Raw genomic sequence first — 25,637 nt, forward strand, 5'->3', positions numbered from 1 at the left:
GACCGCACCCCCCTGGCGTCGGCCCACCTCCTCCCAAAGGGGAGCGCAACGCATAACCTGCTGAATCCATAGATTCTATTGCTCACGAAATGAACGGTTGGTTCGATTGTGCAGAAGGTCACAACAACCTGCCTGGTTCGAGCCGGCCAGGTCCCGGCCGCTTAGGCGGGCATCTGGGTGACCTGGGGGCCGCGCCCGTGAGCACGGCCCCGGGGGTCACTGCGCCACCAGCGCCATCGCCTCGTCGCGGCGCGAGTGCTGGTCGTCTTCGACGACGTTCTCGGAAGTGTCCGGCAGGGGCGGGATCTTGAATCCTGCGTTCAGCGCGGCTTCCTCGGCTTTCCGGTAGCGGCGCATGGCGGTGCTGGGCGCTTTTGCGTCGGTCTTCTTGGCGATGGCCGCGAACGACAGCCCCCTGACAATCTTCAAGCGCGCGGTTTCACGGACCTCGTCGTCGAGTTCGGGTGCCTGGTCGATGAACCGGAGCAGTGCCTCGACGGTCTGCTCCGGCCCCTCCCCCAAGTCGACATCCTCAGCAACCGCGCTTGGCGCTGCAACGGGCACAATGGCGTTGCGCACCTCAGTCTCGACCGGTGCCGGGTCCGCAATGGCGTTGCGCAACTCGGTCTCGGCCAGTGCGGGGTCCGCACCATGCGCCAGAACCTGGGCAACGGCGACGCTATCGTTCGTGGGCATCATCGACTCACGGGTGTCGATCGGCCGACCGATGACTGCGTCGCCGGCCGGGGATGAGGCGGGCTCGAAGTCGTCGAGCACCTCGTCAGAGGTGATGCCAACCGTGTTGCGTGGCATTCCCGCAACGCCAGCGGAAGCGTCCGCGACGGCAGCGTCCTGCTCGCGCCGCACCCTCGCCCGCACCATCACCAGGTGTGTCACAGCGAGCGTCACCACCGGCGGCACGATACCGACACCGAGTGCGATGAACGGGTGGACCTTCCCGGGCGGAAGCAGAATGTGTGCCGCGTTCCCTGCGATCGACACCGCGGCCGCCGCGATGAGCAATCGCCATGCGTATCGCTTCGCGGGGTGCTCGCCGAAGGTGAACACCGACCGGGTCGCCACGAGGATCAGTCCGTCGACGATCAGCGGCCATGCTGCGGCCTGCCAGTGTCCGAGGCCAGCGCGGAGCGCGAGGTCGGCCAGCGCCGTGTAGGAGATCCACAGGCCGATCGCGGCGAGCGCGTAGGTGATGAGGGCGTCGAACACTGGCACCTTGGCCCCGCCAGACACGGTGGGGTGGGAGCCGGTCGGCGCCGAGGTTTCGGGCTTGGGGGTCCGCTTGACCAGGCGGCGCTTGGGCGGGCCAGCGAACGGAATGCGGTCGGCGTTGCGACTAAGGTCGTTCATGATCGGGGCTTTCCTTTCAGGGTGTTCCCGGTCGTCGAGGCCCCTGCCGGCGCAACGGTGGGGGCCTCCCTTGTCTGTTAGTCGTCGGCGAGAGGCCGACCAGGGGACAACGGGGCGTCCTCCCCCGCGAACGAGGCGTGATTGTTGTGGAGTGCAGCCCGTCGCTGAGTCTCGGCGGCGAGGGCCTTCTCCACGAAGTGCGACCAGTTTCGGTCGGATTCGACTGTGCGGGTGGCCCGGAATGCGAGCCGAGCCTGCGTCAGTACGTCCGGCGAAACGTAGGTCGTCATCGGCTTGTTGCTCTGCTTCTTCTCGGCCTGCTGCGGCTCAGTTGCCCCCGCGGCGGGCTGTTGCGGCTCCGTTGCAGCGTTGCGGTTCTTCGCCCGCAACGCCGACAGATCGCCGGTCACAGGCCGCGCACCACCGGTCGATCGGCGTGGCAAGCCGGTGATGGCACGCTGCGGCTCACTCACGATGCGGCCTCCTCTGTCTCCGCCGCAGTGATCCGGCGGACTACTTCCTCGGCTACCCCCACCAGGTCGTCGGCAACGGATGCTGAAGACTGGGGCGCGAGGTTCTGCGCTTCGGCGTCGCCTCGCAACACCTCGTACCACTTCGGACCGTTGCGCACGAACTCGTCGAGTTCGTGCACGAGCAGTCCACGCTCACGGGTTGCTTGAGCCGTAGCCTCGGAGTGCCGGACAGTCTTGTCGAATACCACGTCGATGCTGCCTCCGAATGCCTCCGCAATGGCGTTGCGGGCTCGCTTCTGGACAGTCGTCGCGGACGTTCCGACACCGGTCAGCACAACTCCGAGCAGGTCAAGTTCCTTGTTGTCGTCAATTACCGCGTTGAGTCGGCTCACAACCGCCGCCATGCCTTTGCGACTCGACGCATCTGTCTTGACCGGGATCAGCAACCAGCGCGCCGCAGCTGCCGCCGCGGTCTGCAACGTCTCATCCCCGGGCGGGCAGTCGAGCAAGATCATGTCGTACTGCTCCGCAATGGGCGCTAGTGCCATTGCGAGCGAGAGTCGTGCCCCAACAGGGTCTTTCGAAGAACGCGAGGTCAAAGCGGCGGTGGCAGTCTCGAGATGCGCGCCGCCGGCCGCAACGTCGAGGTTGGGTCGAACGTCCCGCAGGGGCGAGAGAGGCTCGCCGAACGCCAACGCCTGCGCGAGGTTGCGGCCTTCGTCGTCTACGTCGGTGCCGGTGTAGCCAAGATCCTCCGCGAGGTTGCCCTGCGGGTCGAGGTCGACGATCAATACCTTGTACTCGGACGCGGCCAGCAGGCCACCGATATTGGCGGCGAGCGTCGTCTTGAACACTCCCCCCTTGCCGTTGGTGACGGCAATGACCCGGCGCAATACCTCGGCATTGCGACGAGGGGATGCTGTTGTGCGGGCGCTCATCATCTCTCACTCCTTCCCGACGTGGTCGCTTTCAATGCTGGCATTAACAGCAATAGATGTGTTGCGGCTTCCTCCGGCTGGCATTGCCGGCGTTGCTGGCAATGCCAGCATTGGGCCGAGGTTACCAGCAATCCCCGCAATGCAAGCATTACTTGCACCGTGTCGGCCCGGAGCCTTGGGCAGCATTGCTTGCATTACTTTAGTGCCCGGTTGCAGCCGTATTGCGCAACGCTCGCAATGGTCCGCGCAACGCACGCACAACCGCAACCTGCCTGCAATGCAGGCAATGACAGTAAAGAACCGTCGGCGAGCTCGCGTCCAAGGACTCCGCAACCGCAGTGCATAGGGACGCGATTCGCTGGCAATGCCAGCAATACAAGCACTACCGGCACCTGGCGCGATGGCCAGCCCGGCACCGCGAGCGTCGGGGCGACGAGTGGAGACCGTCGACGGCGAGGATGTGCCCGCGGGCTTCCAGGCGACGCGCAAGCCAAAGTTCCCTCGGCAGACGGGGACTGCGACACGCCCACCAAAGTTAGTGTCCGACGTTCTTCGTGTGGGGAGATGTACTGTCGCCCCACACGAAAACGAGTTCGGGGGACGAAGGAGGGGAGTGCATGACCGAGCAGACCCAGCGTCGAGTGATGGCACCGCACATCAGGCCGAACGGTCGCCTCAACCCACGGAGTAACACCGCGATCTCGCCGAGGAGGTCCGTGCGGTTGCCCGACGTCATGGATGCCGAACTGGAGGCACTGGCGCAGCAAACCGGACTCACCGTCTCGAAGCTCATTCGTGAGGCAGTTGGCAGCTATCTCACCGAATTCGGCTCGTTGAAGGCGAGCTAGCTCCAGAAATGCCAAAACCCCCCGGGTGCGAACCGAGGGGTTGCGGCAAAACAAAAGATCAGACACACACCCGAAAAGTGTGGCATCGAACCTTACCGCCTCTGATGCTACAGGGTGCTTGAGCACCTGCCTACTTGGTTCGGGTGTGTGTCGGTCGTCCACATCTGAGAGGACCATCGATGACCGCCGCAACGGCCGCGAACCGTGACAGCACGACAGCCGAGGCATCCGATCGCTTCGTGAAGGTCGACTGGCAAATCGCTCGCACCTACAATCTGAGCCCGCAGGCGGGATGGCTGTACACCATCCTCCGCAGCTACGCCGACTGGGAGACCGGGGAGGCATTCGCCCGGAAGTCGACCCTCGCAAAGCGCCTCCAGTACAAGCAGGGTCGCACCCTCGACAAGTACCTCGCCGAACTGTGCTCAGCCGGCTTGCTCACCATCCGCAAGCGCTTCCGCGACCCTCACAACTGGGGGGATGTGGTACTCGACAAGGCCGACGCGACGCACACCGAACAGACGAGCAACCTCTACCGGGTCAACCTGAGGCCGTCGCGGGTGGCGATCGCCCAGGAGGTAGACGATCGCACCAGCCCGAGCGAAGTCATGCCGAAGGAGCGCACCCGGGGGGTGCGCTCGAACGCACACGAACTAGAACCTTCCCCTCCTTCTCTTTCAAAGACCTCCGAAAAGATCTCGGCCGACACGGTCGCCCGGTTCGTCGCTGATGTGGAGAAGTCGGAGGAGACGAAGCATCGAGCAGGGGAGGCCACACCGTCGCCGCGGCCGTTGCATCCGCAGTGGGAGCCGAACAACGCGAACCGTGCGGTCGCGCTGGAGTACGGGGTCGATGTGGACCACGCCGCCGAGGTATTCGTCGAGACGATGAACTCCGGGACTCCGAAGCGGAGGCGTTGCTGGGGCGCTGCGTTCTCACGCTTCATCCGAGAGGTCGCCGAGGCTCGTACCAGCACGTTCGGGATCAGCGAGGAAACTCTGGTGGGAAAGGCTGTCGACGCCGCGATCGCCAGCATCCGAGCCGCGCAGGGCGCCGCTCACGCTACGAACGAGTCGGCCACTGGCCTCACTGCTGCGGGCGCCGCAAGTAAGGTTGAAACCGCCGCTAACCGGCCCAAACTCCAACGACGATCAGCGGGCACGGCAACCGGCCCCGCGACCCTCAATCGGGGTGTCGAGGCCCGTACCCGCCACCTGGACACCATTATGAGTGTGCTGCACACAGCCGGGATCGTCGGCGCAAGTGTTAGGGCTCGGGCTGGTCAACTACTCGACAGCGGGACACCGTTCTACAAGGTCGCTGACGCGCTCAGGACCGAACTGCCAGATCCCGATCGCCCGGCTTTGAGCGCCTAACACCCGCGAGCAGGCTGGAGGGGGACGGCATGGACGACAGCTCTGCAAGATGGGTAGGGGAGCAGTTGCGTTACCCGCAACGACTTCCGCGCACATCACGACTGGTGGACTGGACGCGGGTTCCCTCTGCGATGCAACGTCGACTCGAAGAACTGGCCAGGGAAAACGGCGGCTCTGTCGACTACAGCGATCTGCCCCGACAGCGATGGTTGCGAGGCGATTCCGCAACCTTCACCGCCAGTGAGCGACAGCTCATCGACGCCGCCATGACGGCCTTGCAGTGGCCGGCGACCGTCGATTGCGACGAGACCCGACTACTGACTGTGGTCGAGGGGATCATCGACCGGATCGCCGCCCACCCCGCGTGGGAGTCGCCTGTGGTCGGTGCGCGATCGGTGATCGCCCTCCATATGGAGCTGCACGCGTACGCCGCAGCCGTGCACGAGCTGCTCACGCTCCGGGGCAGCACTCCTGCGCCACCCCCGCACTCGGACGGCACGTCCTACGCCCACCAAGAGTGGAGTCGTCGACAGGCGGCATTCGGGCACAGTCGCGCCGCTCTGGTCAACCGTGCCGCAGCTCTACGCGCGATCGAAACCAGACTCGACACGGTGCACCGGCTCACAGAGGATCTGCGAACCACCGCCGACCTCGCAGCCGACGCGCACCGCATCGACAGCCTGTATCAGCACATCGCCGCCAGTGATCTCACTGTCGCTTCCGCCCGCAGCACGTCAGATGCCCTCGAAGATGCCGCGGCTGACCTGCGCGAACAACTCGGCTACCTCGAGGGAACCCACCGCACCACCTGACCACTCGCACCGACAACCACCATCAAGGAGACCCAGATGTTCAAGCGCCTCACCCGCCGCAAACGTGGCCGCGCGCCCCTTCCTGCCGGAGGACTGGTCAGCGCAACGGCATCAAGCGCAGCCGCTACTTCCGAGGCGGAAGCTGCTGAACGTCGAGCCAAGGAACTCGCCGACGAATGGGCGGCACTCGACGAGGCCACCCAGGAGGACATGATCGCCGCTGCGAAGGAGCTGCAAGAGGTTCACGACGAGTACAAGATCGAGTTCGTCCGCAGGTGCTATCGCGGTGAGCAGCCCGACGCAGGCGGCGGATGGCGCACAGCCGACGAGCTGCGGGCGGAGGCGGCGATGATCCGGTCCGCGTTCGTGGGCCGTGACCCGCAGCCTCTGGAACCGATCGAACCCAGCCGCATTGATCGAACATAGTTTCGATTTTGTGGGGTACGATCATCGTAGCCGCTAGGTCGAGTGACGGAGGGAAGCTGTCGCTGCGACCTAGCGGCTAAGTCAGTCCAGGGGTGGCGGACCTGACTCGGGATTCGAACACTCGGTGTCCGAATGGCAATGTTCCAGCCTGTACTACGATGCAGGTGTGATGACCGGATACGCGAGGGTCGAGCAGGGCCAGGACGAGGACGAACAGCGAACCAAGCTGGTCGCGCTGGGAGCCGCGCGCGATCACCTGTTCATCGATGTCGGACTCACCGGCACCCGCCGCGACCTACCCCACCGCGCTGCCATGCTCGCAGCGCTGGCGCCCGGCGACACTGTGATCGTCACCGGCGCCGAACGGCTCGCACGCTCGGCAGCCGAACTCGGCAAGGTCGCAGCGACGATGCGCGAACGCCACGCCCGACTCAACATCGCGGGCACCGTCTACGACCCCAACTCCGAGGGCGGCCGAGTCGCCTTCGACCTGCTCGTCGGCCTGTTCCCCGCGTTCGAGGCCGGCATCTACGAACTGCGCCTGGCCGGCCCGAGGGAGAAGGCCAAGGCTGCGGGCCGCTACCCCGGCGGCAAGTCCAAGATCACCGACGCCCAACGACGACAGATCTACGACCTCCACGAAGCGGGGGAGGTGTCCGTCGCCGAGTTGCAGAAGCGGTTCGACCTCAGCCGCTCCAGCGTCTACGCCCAACTCCAGATCGAGCGCACTCGCCGTGCGCAGAAGACCCCGACGACGTAGCCCCATGCGTCACGGTCTGACGATGGTGACCTTGTCGCGGGTTTTGATCGGAGCACCCTCCGGTCCTGCGATGTAGGACGAAATCCACTTCGGGTGGTGCCGTTCCTCGCTGGGGTACCAGTGCCGCCGCCAGTGCCCGCGGACGACCCACCGGTTCGAGTAGACGCGGGTCGGCGCCTGGTCCGCGTCGTCGCGGCTCCGTGCTGTCCGCGGCCGGTAGGTCACGTACGTCACCGTTGACGGGCGGCGGCGAGCACCTGGCGCCTTCCCGCCGGCGACCTCAGTCGTTTCCACCAAACCCGGCCCCTGCCTGAGCATGTGGGTGAACGAGATGAAGACTTCGAGGATCTTGGCGGGAGTCCACCCGGTGTAGATCTCGCGTTCGTCGGGCTTGTCGTCGGCTGACACTTTCAGCGAGAACCCGCCCGTCATACGCAAGCACGGAACCTCGTCGCTGTCCGGCGGACTCAGCTCCGCCTCCGCAGTCAGGAACGGCAGGTACACGTGATTGATGAACCGGAAGCCCGACCCGGCCTGGAGTGCGCCGTCGTGGCCGATGAATTCCTGCACACCTCGCGCGCGGACCAGCTGCACCTCCAGCACGAGGTCGTTGAGACGCCACAGCAACATGAGCGAGGTCTCCGCATGGGCGAGATATGCGACACCCGAAGGCGAAGGGAGGTCGTGCACTCTCACGCTGACCTCGGCCGACGTCTCGCTGCCAGCAAGAACTAGAGCCGTCATTTCCTCCGAGGCGTAGTACGCATGACGGTCGGTGGTCGCGCCAGCGGTGCACCGATACGCGCAGTACATCGCTTTCATGAGCCCTTCTTCGACGAAGCCCTGCGACGGGTCGTTCGCCGCGGCGAACCCGAAGTAGTTCTCCCGGTGCACGAGTAGCGCCTCGGGTGAAAGACCCGAGAGCTGGCACCATCTCGACAGATACGGGCCAACGGCCCGGGTCCGGCGAAACGCGTCGAGTTCAGGAACCACCTGCGCGTACCGGTCGAGGTGCTCGACGACCGGTGCTGCGGCCGCATCCAGGGCATCGAGCAGCAGCGGCATCTGTGCAGGCCGCAGATTCGATAGCGCCATGTGAGCGCGTTGACGGACCGCGCGGTCCTGGAGGAACTGGTCCCCGGGAGCGGTCTTCTTCGGTGCACTGCGATCAGATGATGAGTTGCGGCGCTTGCTCTTTCCCAATGTTCCCCCTGGTTTTTGTCTTGGGCAGGCGGCACCCCGTCGGCCGCGCGCTCGCGACTTTAGCCGGGCTCGCCGACATCGACTGTGGTCACCGAGCCTCTCTTACAGCGACACGTACTCGCGGATCTTGCCGCGCACATGCGGGCGGTGATCTCCGAGACGGATTCCCAGGGTTGGGAATTGGGTCGCGATCTGGAGGTCGGTGAGGGGAGCGCTCACCGCAACGTCGGCGTAGCCACGATCGTCGTCCTTGCCCCACCTGTTCTCGTCGGGGTCTACAGCTCGGACCCGGACCACGACACCGTCGGCGACATAGATCATCGCCCGCAGGCGGCGCCTGCGGTCGGCGGCGATGTTCCACCATTTGCGGTCGGCGTCGATCTGCTGGCTTTCTGGCGCCCCGGTCTCGCCGTAGCGCCGGTTGCCGTCGGGGTCGATCTTGGGGTGGGTGTTGCGATAGACCACTAGTGCGCAGTCCCCACCGGTGCCGTAGGCGTGGAGCTGCCGGTAGAGGGTCGCCCGACCGACCTTGAAGGCCGCGGCGATCTCGTCGACGGTGTACTTGCCGGAGTCGTACATACGCTGCGCCTGATCGAGCTGGATCTGACTCAAAGCCGGGGGGCGGCCACCGACGCGGCCGCGCGCCCGGGCCGCGGCGAGTCCGTCGCGGGTGCCCTCGACGATCATCTCGCGGTCGTACTCGGCGAGCGCCGCCAGAAAGTGGAACACCAGACGCCCGCCAGGGGTGGAGGTGTCGATGCCCTGCTCGAGGACCACGAAGTCGACGTCGTGCTCACCGAACCAGCGCACGAGCTCAAGCAGATGCTGCTGTGACCGGCCGATGCGTTTGAGTCGGGTCACTACCACTTCGTCGCCGGCACGAAGCTTGGCCAGCATGAGATCCAGCTGCGGCCGCGAGGCGAGCTTGCCCGAGATCTTGTCGACGAACAGATGTTCCTCGTCGACCCCGGCCGCGAGGAGGGCGTCGATCTGATGATCCGGGTTCTGATCGCGGGTCGAAACCCGCGCATAGCCGAACTTCGCCACTGATGAGTCTCCTAACTATGGAATCGACCTATTTGAGACGTTGATTTCAAGATCAAGTTTCGAGACTCACGCTACCTGCGGAGACACCTCGCGCTGTCAGTTTCAGAAGTCGCCTGCACGGATGTCAGCAGTGGTGTGCACGGGATGCGGACGTGGCGGTCGCGGTAACGACCGATTCTGCGACACCGTCGCGTGAGACGGTCGTCCCTCAGGCGCCGGCAGCCCCGCCGGGCGCCCGCGAGGGGGTCGACCAGTTCGTCTCACCCGAATCGACCGATTGTGTTACCAATTCGTGATGTGTCTCAGAAACGTGTTTCACGCTCTGTGGTGCCCGCTGGCAGGTGTCGGACGTTTCTGAGACGGTCTTGCCCGTGAACGCAATTCTGGGCTACGTGAGGGTGTCGACCACCGATCAGTCCGTCGATCTACAGACGGACGCGCTGAGGGCGATCGGCTGTTTTCGGATCTGGGAAGAGACAGCCTCCGGTGCCCGCCGAGACCGGCCCGAGCTCGAGAAGGTTCTTGACGCGCTGAGGCCGGGTGACCAGATCGCGGTGTGGAAGCTCGATCGGCTCGGTCGATCACTGAGCCACCTGATCGAGACCGTCCGCCGGATCGAGGATGCCGGCGCTTCTCTCCGCAGCATCTCCGACGGCATCGACACATCGACCCCGAACGGCCGCTTCACCTTCCACGTGTTCGGTGCGCTCGCGGAGTTCGAACGAGAACTGGTCAGGGAACGCACACTCGCCGGACTGGCGGCCGCCCGCGCGCGGGGGAGGATCGGCGGCCAGCCACCGAAGGTCACACCTGAGAAGGCCCGACAGGTCAAACGGATGCTCGAAGACGGCACTCCCAAGGCTGAGATTGCCAAGGTCCTCGGTTTCAGTCGTGCCACTCTCTACCGCTACATCAACATGCACATGGCGGACCAGCGCCGAACCGTGCACGGCACTTCTGACACGCAAACGTCGGAAGCCGTCAGCACACGCCGCAAAACGCAAGGTGACAGTGCAGTCGACTTCTGAAACTGACACGCGCGCCAATGGGTCGCAAAAACGATCGTTTAAGAGATCCATTGGGGCCGGTGGTCCGGGCGGTGGAGTGCTGACGGGTGCAGCGCGGTCAGTATTGCGGTATCCGCCGAGTACCGCGATACTGGCCCGATGCATCCTCCACTGAACCCGGCCAACATCGCCGCGCGCCGCCAGGACGCTCGACATCTCGTCGAGCACCTCCGCTTCCTCGAGGACAACGTCGTTGGGTCAGCGCTGGTGAAGGACGCCCTTCTGGGCGGCCTCAGCCAGTCGGAGACAGCGAAGCTCCTCGGGATGAGTAAGCGGACGGTGAACCAACACGCCCGCACCCCCTACACGCGGTATGCGATGGCGCGAGACAGTCGCGCCGCAGAACGCGCGCGGTTCGACGACGCGTTCTTGGCGTACGTCTGGGGATCGGAGGACGCAGCACGCAGGGCCGTCGAGCGATCCAACCAGTACGACCGCGAACGGCTCCACATCGGCAAGGAACCTGAGGTCGGCGAATGTTGAGAGGTTCGCTACAGGAGTGACGCAGTCGCATCCCCCGACACGGCGCTGAACGCCATCGCAGGGAGTGGGTCTGAAAGCTGCCAGCTATTCGATCGGTTCGCGCCGCTGACCTCAGGCAATGTGACCCCAATGTCGTCGGTGTCTGCACCTACACTTCCGGCATGAGCGTGGGAGAACCACCGCACGCGGCAATCGCAGACGCCGCCGACGTCGTCGCCGAGAAGATCGACATACTTCTCGAGCGTGCGACCGACGCGGTGCTGGGAGCGCCACCCGCCGGATCGCAACAGTGGCGTCAGTTATGGGATTCCCGCGATTCCGAGACCGGCCGCGTGGCGGCCGCGCAGCGGGCTCGAGTGAAGGCGGCGATCGCCGACCTCGCCGGTGTGCGGAATGACGGCGGTCCTCAGCCGCAGGCCCAGCCGCGGAGGCGCGCTACGAGGGCGTCACGCCCTGCAAGTCAGCAGCTCGCAATCTGGTAGTCGCTCCAGCGCCTTGACCTCGGAATAGCTCGCTCGCGCAGCAGATCCGCAACAATAGGCGCGGCCGGCCCGCCTCTCCTGCGGGCTGGCCGCTTCTTTGGCCCTACTTTTCCCGAACGATCGATGAAGTTGGCGCCCGCACTTGCTGTCCGAACAGCAATATTGCAATATGGACAGGACGCTACTGAGGAGAGGTACGGGCACGGAGATGATGGACGTCGAGATGCAGAGCACCGCATGGAGGATGAGGTCCGATGGGGCGGACTGGGCTGCGGTCGGCCGCGAACTGGGTTGCGCACCGCAGGTCGCGGCGGCGATGGCCCGCCAGCATGAGAAGACCACCGATGAAGCAGCGGCCAAGGATCAACTGTCGCTGTTCGAGGCGTAACGACCGCGGTCGCCTAACACCCGCCGAGCAAGGAGGCTCAGAATGGCCGTCTTCCTGATCTTCAACGTCGTCTCGACCGTGTGCGCGATCTTGTGCGCCAACCGCTCCTATCTTCGTCACAGGAGCGTCGGTCGAGCGATATTCGCCGGACTTGGGGGACTGCTGGTTGTGCCGTTCCTGGTGATCTTGGCGACCGCTGCGGCGGTCCCACGAGCGGCTCGACTGCCATAGTTGAGCGGTGGCTAGGCAACCAGTAAAACCGCAGGTCATAGATGGTTTTTGACTGTGATTGATAGTAGAATTGGCCTCACGAATCGTCCCATTTGGGGGGGGAACTGCGCCCGCGGCGGGCGCAGTCGAGGAGGTCACGTGGCAGACGAGAACGCCAACACGGGCGGAGAACGTACCGATGGTCAGGGAGGGACAGATGGACGAGCAGATGCTGGAGCAGGTCGAGGGGATCGACGTGATGATCGCGGACGAGACGCGACGAATCCTGGTCGAGTGGATCGGGGTCGATCCGTCGACGAACCAGGAGCAGATCGACCAGGAGGCACTGCGACTCCAAGGGCTGACGGAGGAAGCGGCGGAGGCATACGAGCAGCAGAACCCGGCGCCTCAGGCGGCGTTCTACTCGGAGGTGGTGCAGGCGAAGGAGACCGCGTGGAGGACCGCGCGGGAACTGGTGCTGACCAACGAGCTGTATCCGCAGGTGACCCCGGAGATGATCGCCGAGCGCGAGGCGCTGGACTCGGTTCTCGACAAGATGACCGAGGAGAGGTGGGACCGAGCACGGGAGACGAAGGACGCCGACCGGTGGCGCACCCAGAACGTCCGACCGAGCCGGGCAGCGACGAGAGTGGTCGAGCGGGTCTGGCTGGCGAAGCCCGGATGGTTCCGGTCGCTCGCGAAGGCGTTGATCGCCCAGCGGATCGAGGACCGGCAGCCGGTACCGATGACATCCCGCGACCCACTGGTGGACGAGCTGACGGAACTGATCGAGGACGAGATGCGGCGGAACCCGCCAGCGGATCCCGAACTGCCCTTCTGATTCAGGCGGAGTGGGCACAAGCCCGCGATCACCTCGAATCTCTCGAACATCAGGGCACACGGCTGACGGCGACGCTCAAGTCAGCGACAGCGGCCCTGGAAACGGCCCGCGAACGCGACTTGCCCGCCGGCATCGAGACCAACGGTCGACGAGTGGCTGCCCTCACCGACCAGATCGCCCGCCTGCGAGGGGAGTGGCGCACCGCCAACGCTCGAGAGACGCAGCTTCGCGACGAGTGCCAAGCTCTCGGGATCGCACCGGAGAGCGTGCCCAAGCGTGTCGTCCGCGAGGTTGCTGCGGCGCGGCCGACGTGGCGTGAGCATCCCGCGACCCGCGCACAGTTGCGTGCGCTGGACGACCTCGCCCACAAGTCCGGGATCGAGGTCGTACTCGACGACGACATGACCAAGGGCCAGGCCCACGACCTGATTTCGGGCATCCTGGCAGGTGACCTGCCGAACGTGCAGCTCACCGGCCGTCCCACAGGGCCACTGCTCCTACGCGCCGCCCCACCCACTCCGGACGCTGAACCGGACGGCAAGGTCGCCGCCACCAACGCCGCGGGCCAGCCCACTCGGCCACCCACGCAGGTCATTGATCCGCTCGCCGAGGTCGAACGGATCCTGTTCGAACGTCTCGCGCAGCCAGACACCGAAGCGACAGCCGCCGCGAACCCGCAGGTGAACCGGCCCGCCCAGTTCTTCTCCTGGGCAGACGGCCATTTCAAGGTCAAGGCGCAGATCGAACTCGCAGACCTGATGGCCGACCGCGACCAAATCACTGACGACATGTTCATGGTGTGCCGGTCGATCCTCGCCGACCCGAAGCGGTGGAGCGAGATCGGTCACCGCGCCGCCGAGGCGTACTGGCAGGCCCACACCACCGAACCCGTCGAGCACCCCGTCACGAGCGAGGTCACCGACGCAATCACCGCCGCCCGCGGCACCGACGAACGATCCGCCGGCGAGGACCACCTGGACACCGCCCAGGGCGTGCTCGATGACCTGGACCTCGACGACATGGACGAGGGCGCCGACTACGAGGAGTACATCGAGGCCGCCCAGGAGGCGATCGACCTCGCTGCCACCCCCGAAATCACGCAGTGGTGGACCCGCGGTCGTGCCGCGTTCGATGCCGAAGCACCCACGGCGTTGCCGGACCCGGACAAGGATCCGGAAGCCGCCGCCGCCCTGACGCTGCTTCGCGGACGCGCAACCCGCGATGCGATGAAGTCGCAGTGGTACGAAGGTGCCCGCCAGGGCCGACGTGACGCCACCGCTGCGCAGCGGCAGGAACTGCTCGACGCGGCGTGCCGCGATCCTCGCGTAATCGCCGAGGTCGGTGGCCGGCGCGAGGGTGAGCTGACTGTGGCGATCGGCAGTGTCGCCAAGGATGTGATCGCGGACTTGGTGCGTGAGCGCTCGCCGCTGCATCAGGCCGCGGCGCAGGTGCTGTTGACGGAACACGAGCTGCCCGAGCAGTTCTACGACGGCGCGTACGCCGAGTGGGACCGAGTGCACGGTCCCGAGCTGACATGGGACGAGACCACCGCCGAGCAGTGGTCGGCATGGATGACCATGCAGCTACGCCGCGACCCCATGATCGGGACGTGGGCAGGGATGCCCAGGGAGACCCGCCTCGAGGTGATCGAGACCGGCATCGGTACCGCCTTCGACGTGATCGCCGAGGAGCGCCCCGATCTGATCGAGTCGACCGCCACCATCCCGAGGGACCGTCTCGCCGCCGAGCTGCGCGGGCGCATCATCCCGAACCTGCCGCAGCTCGTCGACGGGAGCGACCCGACCGCCGCATTCACCACGGGCGCCTGGTCGGAGGAGGTCAGGCTCAGCGACTACAAGGAGTCGCAGATCCGGCACGTCGGAATGAGGGGCTGGCACTACAGCCTCGACGGGGGCGGCACCTCCGTCACGTGCAGTGACAATGCCCGCATCGCCGTCGGCGCGCTCCTTGCGGCCCGCAACAAGCCGATCCCCGAGTGGATCGACCGGGCATTTCAGCCCTACGCGGCTGCCCGCGCCGCGGTTGTCGCCAAGGCCGTAGGACACGCTCGAGGCAGCGAGTTCTACCACGCCGCCGCCCGCTCCGAGCCCATGTGGAAGCACGGCAACGGCAGCTCCGTCGCCGACCACTACCTCATCAAAGACGTGCGGCGGGAGACAATCGAGCGACTCCGCACCGAACTGCCCGACCATGTCGCAATGCTCGAATCGGTCGGAGTCGACCTGGACTGGATGCTGCGCCACGACGTCGACCCTCAGGTGCTGCGCGACCTCCGAGCCGCTGGCGACGACCTCTACAGCCTCAGGCCCACAGACCTGGTTCTCGATACGGCCGACAACGTTTACGTCACCGGTAGCGACGGCCGTCGCGTCCGGGTCCGTGAGTCACACTTCTGGGACGTGGGCATCTTCGTCGACGAGACGGACTTCCATCCCGCTATGACGTTCCAAGACGCCATTGCAATGGTGCGCACCGACCTTGCACAAGCCCCGGCGCCGGCAGACGCACCGCTCGAAGCGGAGGCCATCGCCGAGGTAGCGTCTCGCCTCCCCGAATCTGAGCCCACGTCACCGCCCGCGGCCGAGCAGTCGGAGGCACCGCCGCCATCCCCCCGAGTCGTAGCGCCTGCTGTCGACACGACGACAGGCGCGGTCGTATTCGAGGACGTCACTGCTGAGCAGTCCGCCCCTGCCGAGGTCCAGGCCCCGGTCGAGGTCGCGGCAGACGAGAAGCCGTGGGTTCTCGATGATCGCCTGATCGTCGATCACATCGCACCACCCGCCCCGCTACCCGTAACTGCCGAGGTCGAGGCATCAGCTCTGGTGTCCGCCGCAGGACTGGTCGACGAGATGGTCGCGGTCGACGAGATTGTGGTACCCGAGAGTGAGCGAGGGGCATCGCTCACCCACCCGCTGTGGCGGACCGGGGGACTGATCCGCGCCCGCAAGGAATCCGGCGGATACGTCTGGATCACCCCGCAACAGGCCGCCGAGTATGCCGGCGCCGTCGCGGCCGAGCGACCCGATCCCGCGCCCCAGGTCGCCCCCGCACCGGAAGCAGAGCGGGAAGCGGTCACCCGGCCCGAAACCGAGACAATCCTCGACGCCCCGGCGGTCAAGGGAGACGCGGCAGCCGCATCCCTTGACCTCGAGGCAGAACCAGAACCGGAGCTGGCTTCCCCGCCGCAGCCTCGGCCTCTGGTTGCGGCCGAGGACTTCCAACTCGGCACCGAAGTTCTTGTCCCGTCTGGATCGAAGGCCCGCGTCCGCGCCAACATCGCCGCGCTGCGCCTGATCCGCGAGCTCGACGAACAGGAAAGGCCGGCTACGGCCGACGAGCAGGCCGTCCTCGCGCAATGGTCCGGGTGGGGAGCGGTCCCCGAGGTCTTCGACAACCGCGCCAAGTTCCTCAGCGAGTGGTCCGATGAGCGCGCTGCCCTGGTCGATCTGCTCGACGAGAAGGGCTTCGCCCAAGCCCGCGAGACGACCCTCAACGCCCACTACACCGACCCGGCGATCGTCTCCGAGCTGTGGCGGGCAGTACGCCGCGCAGGTCTGCCCGACAATGCCCTGATGCTCGAACCGGGCTGCGGCGCCGGCCACTTCGTCGGCCACGCCCCCGACACGGTGAACATGGTCGGTGTCGAGCTCGAACCGATCAGCGCGAAAATCGCGCACTACCTGTATCCGTCCCAGCAGATCCGTAACCACGGCTTCGAGCGAAACTTCGCCGCCACCAGCACCTTCACCGGAGCAATCGGAAACGTTCCATTCGGCCGGTTCGCGCCCGTTGACCCGATCCACAACGCGGCCGGGCTGTCGATCCACAACCACTTCATCGCCAAGTCGCTCGAACTGACCGAGCCTGGTGGCTACGTCGCAGTAGTGACCAGCATGTTCACCTCCGACGCCAAGCGAGGTGACGAACGCGCCGTCATCGCCGCCAAGGGCGACCTGATCGGTGCCGTCCGGCTGCCCACCGGTGCGTTCGACAAGCAGGCCGGCACGTCCGTCGTCACCGATGTGCTCGTGTTCCGCCGCCGCGAGGACGGAGCAGAGCCAACCCCCGACACCACTGCATGGGCGCAGCCGGCAGTCGAGGTACCGGCCACCGACCTCACGACCGGAGACCGGGCCACCGCGGTGGTAAACCCGTACTTCAAGCTCTACCCGGAGCGAGTCCTGGGCAGGCTGGCCGTCGGCAACGGCATGTACTCCCGGCAATCGCTGAGCGTGCAACCGAGGACAGCCCAGCCGCTCGCAGAGCAGCTTCGCGACGCGCTCGACCCGATCATCGACCAGGCCGTCGAGCAAGGACACGGCATCACCGCAGCCGCTCCGGAGCCCGCGGCCGTCGAGACGTTCACCTCGCCCGGACTGCGGACCGCCGCGGACCTCGAGACCGAGGACGTGCTGCCAGGGGCGATGCGCTACAACGCTGCGACCTCCGAATTCGAGCAGTACACCGTGGGTTTCGGGTGGAAGGACGTCCCGTGCCGAGGCAAGGATCGGGCCGAGCAGTGGAAAGTCATGATCGCGCTCGGCGAGACCGTGATGGAGCTGTCCGAGGCCAGCCGATCCCGCGCCTCCACCCTCGACGACCGGGACGCCATCCGTACGCGGCTCAACAATCTCTACGACGGGTACGTACGGAAATGGGGACCGCTCAACCGGTTCAAGCTCACCGAGCCGAAGGTTCGCACCGAGGAACAGATCGCCGACCGGCTCGACAGGGCGATCACCGCGTGGCGGGAGAAGATCGGCCGCGCCGAGGCGGCCGAGGACGGGCTCTCGGCCGCCGATGCTGTCCCGTATGACGGACCCATCCCGGACGACATTCTCGACGAGATGCAGGAGCGGGCCGCCCAACAGCCCATCCCGCAGAAGAGCCAGTCACACCTCTCGGGAGCCATTGCGCGCGATCCCCGGATCGGGATGGTCCTGGCCGTGGAGGACTTCCGGTCCCGATTCGACGGCACCGATGCGGTCGCGACGAAGACAGCGATCTTCACCGACGACACCACCCCGTTCAAGGAGCCGGCCGCGTCCGCGGGGAATCTCGACGAGGCCCTGGCCATTTCGTTCGACGAGCTGGGCTACATCTCACCCGAGCGGATGGGAGAACTGCTCGGCCTGCCGATCCACGAGGTGATCGAGCAGGCCGAGGGCCGCATCTATCCATCACTGATGGACGCCGAGCAGTGGGAGACCTCGACCGTCGCCCTATCCGGGCACGTCCGAGACAAGCTCGCACTGGCACGGGTCCGCGCCAGTGACAACCCCCGCTACGCGGGGCTCGTCACCGCCCTCGAAGCCGCAGTGCCGATCGACACCGATCCCGCCGACATCGGAATCCGAGCGGGCGCGACATGGATCCCGCTCGACGACTACCGCGACTTCCTCGTTCAGGAGTTCGGGCTCAAGCCGGAACGGCTGACCATCGAGCACGATGCTGTCACCGGTAGCTGGAAGCTGGAGACCAAGGAACGCAATCGGCACCACTGGAACGTCGGCTACGCCGACAAGTACGGCACTGACCGACTCTCCGGCGTCGAGATGTTCGAACTGCTCGCCAACAACAAGCCGATCCAGGTCGCCAAGACCAAGGAGGAGCTGGAGCGCAACGCCAAGCCCAAGTTCCACGTCAAGATGACCGAGGCCGCGCAGGCGTCGGCCAAGGTGCTTGAGGACCGGTTCGACAAATGGCTGTGGGAGGACGGCGACCGCTACCTGCGGCTCGTGCGAACCTTCAACGACCGCTACAACTCGTTCGTCAAACCCGTCCACGACGGCCAGGGCATGACGTTCCCTGGCCTGAACCCCAAGTTCTCGCTGTACCCCTACCAACGCAGCGCTGTACAGCGATTCCTGCACGACGAGACCATCCTGCTCGACCACGTGGTCGGATCCGGGAAGACGTTGACGATCCTCGCGTCGTGCATGGAGGCAAAGCGACTCGGCCAGGTGCGCCAACCCTGGATCGTTGTGCCGAATCACCTGCTCGCGCAGTGGTCGGTCGAGTCCCGCGACGCCTACCCGAACGCGAGAATTCTGGTCGCCTCCGAACTTGACGGCCGCGACGACCGGCAGCGGTTCGTCGGGCAGACCGCCATCGGAGACTGGGACATGGTGATCGTCCCGCAGTCGGTGTTCGGGAAGATCTCGATGCGCAGGGAAGCGCAGATCGAGTACCTCGAGGGTGAGATCGGCGAGCTGCGTATGGCGCTCGACGCAGCCAACGAGCAAGGGGCGGAGTTCACGGTCAAGCAGATCGAGAACGCAATCAAGAGCGCGACCACGCGCATCGAGAACATCGTCGCGGCCAAGGCCACCGATGACGGGCTCACCTTCGAGCAGTCCGGGTGCGACTTCATGTTCGTCGACGAGGCCCACGACTACAAGAACCTCACCCGGCCGTCAAACAGCGCTGACCTCGCGGTCACCGAAGGCGCGCAGCGTGCCACGGACCTGGAGATGAAGGCGAAGTACCTGCGAGCAGAGGCGCGCAAACGCAACGAGCTCGAAGGCAAGCCGCACGCGCCGGCCAAGGCCCTGGCGTTCGCCACCGGCACCCCGATCACCAACTCCCTGTCGGAGATTTGGGTGATGATGAAGTTCCTGCGGCCGGACCTCCTGATCGAGGCCGGTCTGGGTCGGATCGACAACTGGGCCGGCACCTTCGCCAAGCCGGTGACCGTCGCGGAGATGAACGCCACCAGCACGCGCATCCAGATGAAGACGCGGATGGCCGAGTACGCCAACGTCCCTCAGCTCATCGCCATGTACGACCAGTTCCGGGACGTGGTGAAAGCCGAGCAGATTCCGGTGAAACTGCCGACGATGGTGGGCGGTACACCGCAGATCGTCGAGTTCGACATGGGGCAGGGCTCCATCGACGCAATGGCCGATCTGGACTGGCGCATGAGCAACATCAAGGGCGACCAGATGGACATCGACAACAGCCTGAAAATCTCGAACGACGGTCGGAACCTCACGATGTACCCGACCCTGGCCGGTCTGGGCGCCCCAGATCCGGAGCACTCCCGGATCGAGCACGCGGCCGACGCGATCTGGGAGGTCTACGCCGAGAACGTCGACCTGCACATCCCGGCAGACAAGTACGGCCCGGACATGACCGGTGTCTTCCAGCTCGCATTCTGCGATCGGGGCACACCCAGCCCGACGGCCGGCCCCCGATCGCGCAACCTCTACACCGAACTGCGAGACGCGCTGGTCGCGCGTGGCATGAACGCCGCGGAAATCGCGTTCATGCACCACCACGACAGCCCCAAGGCCAAGGCCAAGTTGATGGAGGCGTGCAACGACGGGCGGGTCAGAGTCCTCATCACCTCCACCAAGAAGGGCGGCACCGGACTTAACGCCCAACGTGCCCTCAAGCAACTGGTCAATCTTGACCCCGCCTGGACGGCCGCGGACCTGGAACAGCGCATCGGCAGGATCATCCGGCAAGGCAACGTCCACGAGGTCGTGCGCGTGACCAACCTGGTCGCCCGCAGAAGCTTCGACGCGATGATGTACCAGTACGTGACCCGAAAGTCGGGTTTCAACAGCACCATTCGCAACGCCGACGTGCCCGCGAGGATGGAGGACCTCGGCGGTGACCTCACCGCGACGTGGGCGCAGAGCAAGGCCGTGGCGACCGGCGATCCGGTGTTCGTCGAACAGGTCGAGGCGGACCAGAAGGTCGCCAACCTCGAAGCCAAGAGGGACGCGACGCGCAACGCGAACGCTGCGCGCCAGGCCGCGATCCGCGGACTCGACAAGGCGATCGCCGACGGGGAGAAAGCGCTCCCGGAAGCCCGCGCCGTCGCCGAGAAGATCACCGCGTGGAACGAAATCGAGGATCGCGCCCAGAAGATGTGGACCTTCCCCACGGCGACGATCCCGGACTCGGAGACCGCGGACCTGGGAGACGCGGTGCGTCACGTCCTCATCGACCTGAGGAAGGACCTCATGTCCAGTCGGGACGAGCGAACCTTCACGGTCATCAATGGCGTCCCCGTCACCGTTGCGTTTGCACAGAGTATCGGCGAGTTCTACGTCTCCATCGGCGACGATGTGACCTGGGTCGACCGTGAACGGTTCGGGCAGGTGCTCGAACGCGCCAGCGCGGCACAGGGACTGCTGACCTCGATCCGCAACCTCGCCGCGAAGGTGGTCAGGCAGGTGCCCGCGATTGAGGCGAAGATCGAGACCAGCCGGGAGAGGCTGGCAGAGGCTCAGGCAGAGCCCGAGCTCGTGTTCTCCGAGGACGAAGCCAAGGAGCTCGCAGCGGCTCAGGCCGTGGCCGAGGAGCTGCGGTTGGAGGTCAACTCGCGGGAGAACTCGCCTACGGCCCTGCGGAAGGACCGCCTTGAGCGAGAGCGCCGTGCAGCGGATGGCCAGTATCCGGGCTGGACGCTCGACCTCAACCCGACCAAGGCGTGGGCGGTCGAACAGGGCATGTCGGTGGCCGACCTCAAGCTGACCGTGCCGCAGAAGATGGCAGCGGCCCGACAGCAGTGGATCGACGAGGCCCCCGAGCGCGAGGAACGTCGCCGCGCACGTCCGTGGGTCGCGATCGACGACACCGAGGCGAAGTGGAGTTACGGCTTCGACGCAGACCGGTCGATGCCAGGAGGCTCGGTTCAGTGGCACGACCGCCAGTGGCAGTGGGAAGCCTGGGACGGGACTGGAGCCGTGGAGACCGGAGCGGCGGACAAGCGGAGCGAAGCGACCTACGCAGCCAAGCACGCCGCTGACACCTTCGCCGACGCTCGACAGGTACCAACCGATGCGCTCTACAAGGCCAGCATGGAGCGCAGGGATCGAATCGAGCCACTGCCGGCTACGCCTGACCAGCAGGGCAGCCAGCGAGACGCGGTAGTCGAGGCGACCGAACCCGTTGCCGAGCCCATCGTGGAGCCGACCGAGCGGGTAACCGAGGGGGCCGATGCTGAGCCGTTCACGCTCGACGACAACCTGATTCGTGGCCTCAACGCGGCGAGCAACGTCCGCCCGCTGCACGAGGTGGGCACCGGCAGTGGGGTCGACGCCTCCGAGGCCGAACAGGCCGAACAGGGATACGAGACTGGGCAACAGTACGAACCGGACCAGGACGACGGCCGGGCCGTCTAACGGAATCGGTGGGCCGCTACCTCCAAACCCGACAGTCCGAGACCGCCGGATTCGGGCCGAGACCCCCGTAGGGGTCGAGGCCGCGTAGGAGAGGTAGCGGCCCACCGCTCGCCACTGCCCCGAGACTGTAGCGGGGGAGACCGACAAGTACGCCTGCGGCGCACCCTGATCCGAGCTCCGCTGCGCTCCGCCCTGAAAAGGGATCTTTCTCTTTTTCCCTTCTGGCCCCCGATTTTGACCGGCGGCGACCTCCGCGCAACCCCTGGGCGCTTCGCGGCCTACGGCCCCGACAATTCTCTCCTCCGCTGCGCTCCCCCGAGATTTCTCGGTCCCAGGGGTTGCACTCCGGCCCCCTCATGCCGGTCCAAACTCTCCTTGCCAGAAGGGCAAAAGAACAGGCGGGCCGCCCCGGTCCGCCACGTCTGACAGGGGAGACACCATGAGCAGCGACGACAACTTCGACTTCCTGACCGAGGTCATCGGCGACGACATCGTGGTCGGCGGCGTGGCCTACTCCCGCGCCGAGTGGACCGAAGATCCCGAGGACGGCGTGCGCCGCCGCGACGAACAGATCGACGTACCGAGCCGCATGGCCGAGGAGGAAGCAGCCATGACGCGCGACTTCCTGGAGCGCGCCGAGCAGGTCGCAGTGGACTTTGCGGCAGTCGTCAGCAACATGTCGACCGGACCACGCCTGGCAGAACTGCTGCCCCGCTACGTGATCCTCATCAGCGAGGCCCGGGACGCAGGTTTCGACGTTGACCGCATCCAGAAGGTGATCGACGCCGCGATTCAGCACTAACCCTTGGTGTGGGGGTCGGGACACATTCCCGGCCCCCACATCCACTTCAGAAAGGAAAACCACGATGACTTTGACCATCATCCGGAACCACGGTCCCGGCCACCCGCTCACCCCACTCGCCTGCACGATCGGCCCCCGGATCACCGCGCCGTTCACGGTCACCCACCTCGACGCCCTGCACACCGTTGCCGAGGAGGTCGCGGATGACGAGGCCGGGTTGTCCGACTACCTCAATCTCCAAGGCGGGGTGCTGTCCTGGGCCGCCGAAGGTACCCGACTGCTGTTCGCCGCGGTCGCGGATGCCGACGGAATGTACGTGCAAGTGCTTCGAGTGCTCACCGACACCACCGCCCGCCTCGAGGCAGACTGGCCGATCAGCCTCGAGCTACCCCACGAGACCGCCCGCACGATCTGGCAGCTCATCGGCCTGCACACGCTCTGACAGACGCCGACAAGCCTCGGACCGGGACGCAGCAACCGTCCCGGTCCGAGGCTTTCATCGTATCCAGGACCACCAGACACAGAAGCGGGGCAGTGGACACAAAGTCCGCTGCCCCGCTTGCGAGGGATCGACAGTCAGTGTCGCCGAAGCCTGACCTTCGCCACGAAGACGGCCGTCGCGGCGAGGATCAGCAGAGTGAGCACTGCCGCGACGCGACCGAAGGTGGCCGTGCCGGGATCGACCAGCGTCGCTATCGCGACCAGCAGTGCGCCGAGGCCAGTGATCGTGAGACCGATACTCGGCCACACCGTTTCCGACCGGCCATCCTGGGTTGGGATGGGAAGCGCACGTCGCCTGGTGGCCAGGGTGAGCAGTGCGCCGGCGACTATCACAACCAGGCCGATCATCATGAATGTGGACATTCGAGGTTTCCTATTTCCTTGGAAGTGGCGAGGGTCGATTGCTGCGACCACAGTCGGCGTCGGAGCGCACCAACGGCGAACACGACTGACCCAGCGAGCGCCGCGAGCACGAGAGCCTCGAGGAAGATGCTGACTTCCTCGTCGGCGCGGAAGATCACCCACATGAGGACCGCGCCAGCGGCGGCGACGGCCAGGCCCACGGTGGGCAGAGCGACGCCCGCCTGCGCGGATTCACGTTTGACGGGATCGCGCCGCACGGACGCGTACCGAATCCAGCCCGCCACGCACAACAGGACGAAGACGTACCCCGCCACGATCAGCACGAAGATCAGTAAGTCGGCCAGGCGATCCGGGTCGATCGGTCCGCCCATGAAGTTCAAGTCGGAGCCCTCTTCGGACGCGACCAGTCGATAGGTATGTGGCATGACGCCCCCTTGGCAGTTGGTGTTGTTGTACCAATTCGGTCCGACACACCGCGAGTACCGGCCCCTCGCGAGGCGGCGGCACCCGCGGCCCCGGGTCAGATCGCGGGCGCCCCCAGCGCGTGGAGTAAAAGCTGGAAGGCGATCCAGGCGAGAGTGGCGATGACGGTGGGAGCGAACGAGACGAACAGCGATTCATCCCGATAGTCGCGAGTGCTCGCCTGGACGATCGACAGCGGGATCGACAGGAACATCAGGACGAGGAGCGCCCATCCGATGTAGGTCAGCAGCATGAGATTTCTCCGCGGATAGTGGATTCGGCCGCGTGCGGGGCCGGTTGCTGCGGCCCCGCACGCGGCATTGGCGGGAGTTAGTACGACAGCTCGCAGATGAGTTGCCACATGACGCGGGCGGTCAGGCGGCAGTCCCAGAGGACAGTCGGTCGCTCGGCGACCGGCGTCCAGTCACCAGATGCCGTCCGGGTGTGTGTCCGGATCCAGTCGTCCCGGTCGTCGGAGTGACCCGTGAACCGCACTGGCAGCAGGCGGGCATCCCAGAGCAGCGAACCGTTGTGGACAGTGGCGTACGCGCCGAGTCCGGTCGGCTCGTTGATCTGCTCGCAGTAGCGGACAGCCTCCTCTGTCAGCGCATGACGATGATGCTCGGTCAGGAGCACCGCCTTCTCCAGCGCGCGGCCGTCGGCGCGCGCCTGCACCTCGACCTTGACCCCGCGCTCGACGCGGCTCGAATCGTCGCCCGCGAACGCTAGTACCGGGCTGGCCGGCATCCACCGGCTGCGATCCAGCGCGGAGGTGATGACCGCATCCAGTGGGTCTGTGGTCCGCGCCGGACGAGGTAGCCGGTCAAGAACGGTCATGCCGCCGTCGAGCGCACGGCGGCGCACCAAGACTTCGTCGGCGACCTCCACGGTCACAGCCTCGATTACATCCGTGAAGCGCATTCGGGGCGCTCCTTTCTGTTGGGGACGACTTCAGAAAACCACCAACCTCGTTAGCTGTCAAGTTGATTTACCAAATATGGTAAGTCACCTTTACAAACCGGCCGGATTCGCATACCGTAGTGGGTACAGCGAGGGATTGGGGAGGCGATCATGCAGGGTGATTCGGAATGGATCGACGACAGTGCGATCGGGGATGGCGACCTGGAGCTCGATCCTGTGGCCGACCTCGAGGAGCTTCTGCTCAGCGCACTCCTGTGGGCACACCCGGCCGCAGTCCAGCACGCTGTCGAGCATGTCCGCGGCGAGGACTTCCACACCCCGGTCCACCGCGAACTTTTCGAGGTGATCGCCGCGATGGCCGCAGAAGGAGCGCCGACCGCAGCGCCGATGGTCGCAGCGCGCCTCGACCGTGACGGCCTTCTCGGTGGTCACGCAGGCGAGCGTCGCCGCCGAGTCCTGTTGTCGGCCGCGACCGCGGGCGCGGACGGGGCCAGTGTCGGGCACTACGCCCGCGCGGTGGTGTGCGCCGCCTACCGCCGCAGCTTCCACGAGGCGGGTCTGGCGATCACCGAGGCAGCCCAATCCCTGCCCGAGGCCGACCTGTTCGAGCACATGCTCAGGCTCGGTCGTCGCCAGCGAGCCGCCGCCGAGCGCCTCAACGCGGTGCGCGATGCGGCCCTGTAGGCCCCACCCCAGTTCCCACACGAA

23 protein-coding genes are annotated in these 25,637 nt (G+C 65.9%); 14 read left to right on the forward strand and 9 right to left on the reverse strand.

The genetic code is table 11. The features are described from left to right. Positions 1 to 216 precede the first annotated feature (216 nt). The 3 genes from FFS72_RS19910 to FFS72_RS19920 all read right to left on the reverse strand — a co-directional run bounded on the left by FFS72_RS19910 (position 217) and on the right by FFS72_RS19920 (position 2,782). Positions 217 to 1,368, reverse strand: a complete 1,152-nt coding sequence (locus FFS72_RS19910; RefSeq protein ID WP_137875551.1) for a DUF2637 domain-containing protein — start codon at positions 1,366 to 1,368, stop codon at positions 217 to 219. A gap of 77 nt (positions 1,369 to 1,445) precedes the next feature. Continuing rightward, a complete protein-coding gene (locus FFS72_RS19915; RefSeq protein WP_249353418.1) occupies positions 1,446 to 1,841 on the reverse strand; it encodes a ParB family protein in 396 nt (131 codons plus the stop codon). Further along, on the reverse strand, positions 1,838 to 2,782 hold the full coding sequence (locus FFS72_RS19920; protein WP_249353419.1) for a ParA family protein: 945 nt from the start codon (positions 2,780 to 2,782) through the stop codon (positions 1,838 to 1,840). Before FFS72_RS19920 ends, FFS72_RS19915 begins: the two co-directional genes overlap by 4 nt. A gap of 614 nt (positions 2,783 to 3,396) precedes the next feature. Between FFS72_RS19920 and FFS72_RS19925 the strand changes: the two genes are divergently transcribed. The 5 genes from FFS72_RS19925 (at position 3,397) to FFS72_RS19945 (ending at position 7,001) form a co-directional block, all read left to right on the forward strand. Continuing rightward, positions 3,397 to 3,627, forward strand: a complete 231-nt coding sequence (locus FFS72_RS19925; protein ID WP_137875552.1) for a ribbon-helix-helix protein, CopG family — start codon at positions 3,397 to 3,399, stop codon at positions 3,625 to 3,627. A 179-nt stretch (positions 3,628 to 3,806) separates the two neighbouring features. Continuing rightward, on the forward strand, positions 3,807 to 5,003 hold the full coding sequence (locus tag FFS72_RS19930) for a helix-turn-helix domain-containing protein (RefSeq protein WP_137875553.1): 1,197 nt from the start codon (positions 3,807 to 3,809) through the stop codon (positions 5,001 to 5,003). A gap of 29 nt (positions 5,004 to 5,032) precedes the next feature. Further along, on the forward strand, positions 5,033 to 5,815 hold the full coding sequence (locus tag FFS72_RS19935) for a hypothetical protein (protein ID WP_137875554.1): 783 nt from the start codon (positions 5,033 to 5,035) through the stop codon (positions 5,813 to 5,815). Between the two features lie 36 nt (positions 5,816 to 5,851). After that, entirely contained in the window at positions 5,852 to 6,241 is a 390-nt protein-coding gene (locus tag FFS72_RS19940; protein WP_137875555.1) for a hypothetical protein, read from the forward strand. Between the two features lie 169 nt (positions 6,242 to 6,410). Beyond that, positions 6,411 to 7,001 (forward strand): recombinase family protein, encoded by a 591-nt coding sequence (locus tag FFS72_RS19945; RefSeq protein WP_137875602.1) that lies wholly within the window; start codon positions 6,411 to 6,413, stop codon positions 6,999 to 7,001. A gap of 9 nt (positions 7,002 to 7,010) precedes the next feature. On the opposite strand, the gene FFS72_RS19950 is transcribed toward FFS72_RS19945, so the two are convergent. Both FFS72_RS19950 and FFS72_RS26670 read right to left on the reverse strand, forming a co-directional pair. After that, positions 7,011 to 8,096: a hypothetical protein gene (locus FFS72_RS19950; RefSeq protein ID WP_137875556.1), complete on the reverse strand. Its 1,086-nt coding sequence runs from the start codon at positions 8,094 to 8,096 to the stop codon at positions 7,011 to 7,013. A gap of 210 nt (positions 8,097 to 8,306) precedes the next feature. Next, entirely contained in the window at positions 8,307 to 9,251 is a 945-nt protein-coding gene (locus FFS72_RS26670; protein WP_212744377.1) for a recombinase family protein, read from the reverse strand. 371 nt (positions 9,252 to 9,622) lie between these two features. On the opposite strand from FFS72_RS26670, the gene FFS72_RS19960 reads away from it, so the two are divergent. The 8 genes from FFS72_RS19960 (at position 9,623) to FFS72_RS20000 (ending at position 23,124) form a co-directional block, all read left to right on the forward strand. Continuing rightward, positions 9,623 to 10,279, forward strand: coding sequence for a recombinase family protein (locus FFS72_RS19960; protein ID WP_137875557.1), 657 nt, complete (start codon positions 9,623 to 9,625; stop codon positions 10,277 to 10,279). 138 nt (positions 10,280 to 10,417) lie between these two features. Then, positions 10,418 to 10,801, forward strand: a complete 384-nt coding sequence (locus FFS72_RS19965) for a hypothetical protein (RefSeq protein WP_137875558.1) — start codon at positions 10,418 to 10,420, stop codon at positions 10,799 to 10,801. A 161-nt stretch (positions 10,802 to 10,962) separates the two neighbouring features. Beyond that, on the forward strand, positions 10,963 to 11,283 hold the full coding sequence (locus FFS72_RS19970; RefSeq protein ID WP_137875559.1) for a hypothetical protein: 321 nt from the start codon (positions 10,963 to 10,965) through the stop codon (positions 11,281 to 11,283). Positions 11,284 to 11,491: 208 nt separating this feature from the next. After that, positions 11,492 to 11,671 (forward strand): hypothetical protein, encoded by a 180-nt coding sequence (locus FFS72_RS19975; protein WP_137875560.1) that lies wholly within the window; start codon positions 11,492 to 11,494, stop codon positions 11,669 to 11,671. A 427-nt stretch (positions 11,672 to 12,098) separates the two neighbouring features. Beyond that, entirely contained in the window at positions 12,099 to 12,722 is a 624-nt protein-coding gene (locus FFS72_RS19985) for a hypothetical protein (RefSeq protein WP_137875562.1), read from the forward strand. Between the two features lie 152 nt (positions 12,723 to 12,874). Further along, positions 12,875 to 21,880 carry a helicase-like domain-containing protein gene (locus FFS72_RS19990; RefSeq protein WP_249353420.1) on the forward strand — a complete coding sequence of 3,002 codons (9,006 nt, stop codon included), beginning with the start codon at positions 12,875 to 12,877 and terminating at the stop codon, positions 21,878 to 21,880. 439 nt (positions 21,881 to 22,319) lie between these two features. Next, entirely contained in the window at positions 22,320 to 22,682 is a 363-nt protein-coding gene (locus FFS72_RS19995) for a hypothetical protein (RefSeq protein WP_137875563.1), read from the forward strand. Between the two features lie 64 nt (positions 22,683 to 22,746). Beyond that, positions 22,747 to 23,124 carry a hypothetical protein gene (locus FFS72_RS20000; protein ID WP_137875564.1) on the forward strand — a complete coding sequence of 126 codons (378 nt, stop codon included), beginning with the start codon at positions 22,747 to 22,749 and terminating at the stop codon, positions 23,122 to 23,124. Positions 23,125 to 23,258: 134 nt separating this feature from the next. On the opposite strand, the gene FFS72_RS20005 is transcribed toward FFS72_RS20000, so the two are convergent. The 4 genes from FFS72_RS20005 to FFS72_RS20020 all read right to left on the reverse strand — a co-directional run bounded on the left by FFS72_RS20005 (position 23,259) and on the right by FFS72_RS20020 (position 24,896). Then, the gene (locus FFS72_RS20005; protein WP_137875565.1) at positions 23,259 to 23,546 is read right to left on the reverse strand and encodes a hypothetical protein; all 288 of its coding nucleotides are present in this window, start codon (positions 23,544 to 23,546) and stop codon (positions 23,259 to 23,261) included. Further along, the gene (locus tag FFS72_RS20010) at positions 23,531 to 23,971 is read right to left on the reverse strand and encodes a hypothetical protein (protein WP_137875566.1); all 441 of its coding nucleotides are present in this window, start codon (positions 23,969 to 23,971) and stop codon (positions 23,531 to 23,533) included. Before FFS72_RS20010 ends, FFS72_RS20005 begins: the two co-directional genes overlap by 16 nt. Positions 23,972 to 24,066: 95 nt before the next feature. Next, on the reverse strand, positions 24,067 to 24,261 hold the full coding sequence (locus tag FFS72_RS20015; RefSeq protein WP_137875567.1) for a hypothetical protein: 195 nt from the start codon (positions 24,259 to 24,261) through the stop codon (positions 24,067 to 24,069). A gap of 77 nt (positions 24,262 to 24,338) precedes the next feature. Further along, positions 24,339 to 24,896 (reverse strand): hypothetical protein, encoded by a 558-nt coding sequence (locus FFS72_RS20020; RefSeq protein WP_137875568.1) that lies wholly within the window; start codon positions 24,894 to 24,896, stop codon positions 24,339 to 24,341. A 183-nt stretch (positions 24,897 to 25,079) separates the two neighbouring features. Between FFS72_RS20020 and FFS72_RS20025 the strand changes: the two genes are divergently transcribed. Then, positions 25,080 to 25,613 carry a DnaB-like helicase N-terminal domain-containing protein gene (locus tag FFS72_RS20025; protein ID WP_137875569.1) on the forward strand — a complete coding sequence of 178 codons (534 nt, stop codon included), beginning with the start codon at positions 25,080 to 25,082 and terminating at the stop codon, positions 25,611 to 25,613. Positions 25,614 to 25,637 lie beyond the last annotated feature (24 nt).

It is taken from the genome of Rhodococcus sp. Q (genome assembly GCF_005503035.1).
In the GTDB taxonomy this organism is placed as follows: domain Bacteria; phylum Actinomycetota; class Actinomycetes; order Mycobacteriales; family Mycobacteriaceae; genus Rhodococcus_G.

What these genes read in the sequence shown, in the direction of transcription:
- FFS72_RS19910 (WP_137875551.1), bottom strand. Translation starts at nt 1,368, where the DNA reads ATGAACGACCTTAGTCGCAACGCCGACCGCATTCCGTTCGCTGGCCCG.
- FFS72_RS19920 (WP_249353419.1), bottom strand. Translation starts at nt 2,782, where the DNA reads ATGATGAGCGCCCGCACAACAGCATCCCCTCGTCGCAATGCCGAGGTA.
- FFS72_RS19925 (WP_137875552.1), top strand. Translation starts at nt 3,397, where the DNA reads ATGACCGAGCAGACCCAGCGTCGAGTGATGGCACCGCACATCAGGCCG.
- FFS72_RS19930 (WP_137875553.1), top strand. Translation starts at nt 3,807, where the DNA reads ATGACCGCCGCAACGGCCGCGAACCGTGACAGCACGACAGCCGAGGCA.
- FFS72_RS19935 (WP_137875554.1), top strand. Translation starts at nt 5,033, where the DNA reads ATGGACGACAGCTCTGCAAGATGGGTAGGGGAGCAGTTGCGTTACCCG.
- FFS72_RS19940 (WP_137875555.1), top strand. Translation starts at nt 5,852, where the DNA reads ATGTTCAAGCGCCTCACCCGCCGCAAACGTGGCCGCGCGCCCCTTCCT.
- FFS72_RS19945 (WP_137875602.1), top strand. Translation starts at nt 6,411, where the DNA reads ATGACCGGATACGCGAGGGTCGAGCAGGGCCAGGACGAGGACGAACAG.
- FFS72_RS19950 (WP_137875556.1), bottom strand. Translation starts at nt 8,096, where the DNA reads ATGGCGCTATCGAATCTGCGGCCTGCACAGATGCCGCTGCTGCTCGAT.
- FFS72_RS19965 (WP_137875558.1), top strand. Translation starts at nt 10,418, where the DNA reads ATGCATCCTCCACTGAACCCGGCCAACATCGCCGCGCGCCGCCAGGAC.
- FFS72_RS19970 (WP_137875559.1), top strand. Translation starts at nt 10,963, where the DNA reads ATGAGCGTGGGAGAACCACCGCACGCGGCAATCGCAGACGCCGCCGAC.
- FFS72_RS19975 (WP_137875560.1), top strand. Translation starts at nt 11,492, where the DNA reads ATGATGGACGTCGAGATGCAGAGCACCGCATGGAGGATGAGGTCCGAT.
- FFS72_RS19985 (WP_137875562.1), top strand. Translation starts at nt 12,099, where the DNA reads ATGGACGAGCAGATGCTGGAGCAGGTCGAGGGGATCGACGTGATGATC.
- FFS72_RS19995 (WP_137875563.1), top strand. Translation starts at nt 22,320, where the DNA reads ATGAGCAGCGACGACAACTTCGACTTCCTGACCGAGGTCATCGGCGAC.
- FFS72_RS20000 (WP_137875564.1), top strand. Translation starts at nt 22,747, where the DNA reads ATGACTTTGACCATCATCCGGAACCACGGTCCCGGCCACCCGCTCACC.
- FFS72_RS20005 (WP_137875565.1), bottom strand. Translation starts at nt 23,546, where the DNA reads ATGTCCACATTCATGATGATCGGCCTGGTTGTGATAGTCGCCGGCGCA.
- FFS72_RS20010 (WP_137875566.1), bottom strand. Translation starts at nt 23,971, where the DNA reads ATGCCACATACCTATCGACTGGTCGCGTCCGAAGAGGGCTCCGACTTG.
- FFS72_RS20015 (WP_137875567.1), bottom strand. Translation starts at nt 24,261, where the DNA reads ATGCTGCTGACCTACATCGGATGGGCGCTCCTCGTCCTGATGTTCCTG.
- FFS72_RS20025 (WP_137875569.1), top strand. Translation starts at nt 25,080, where the DNA reads ATGCAGGGTGATTCGGAATGGATCGACGACAGTGCGATCGGGGATGGC.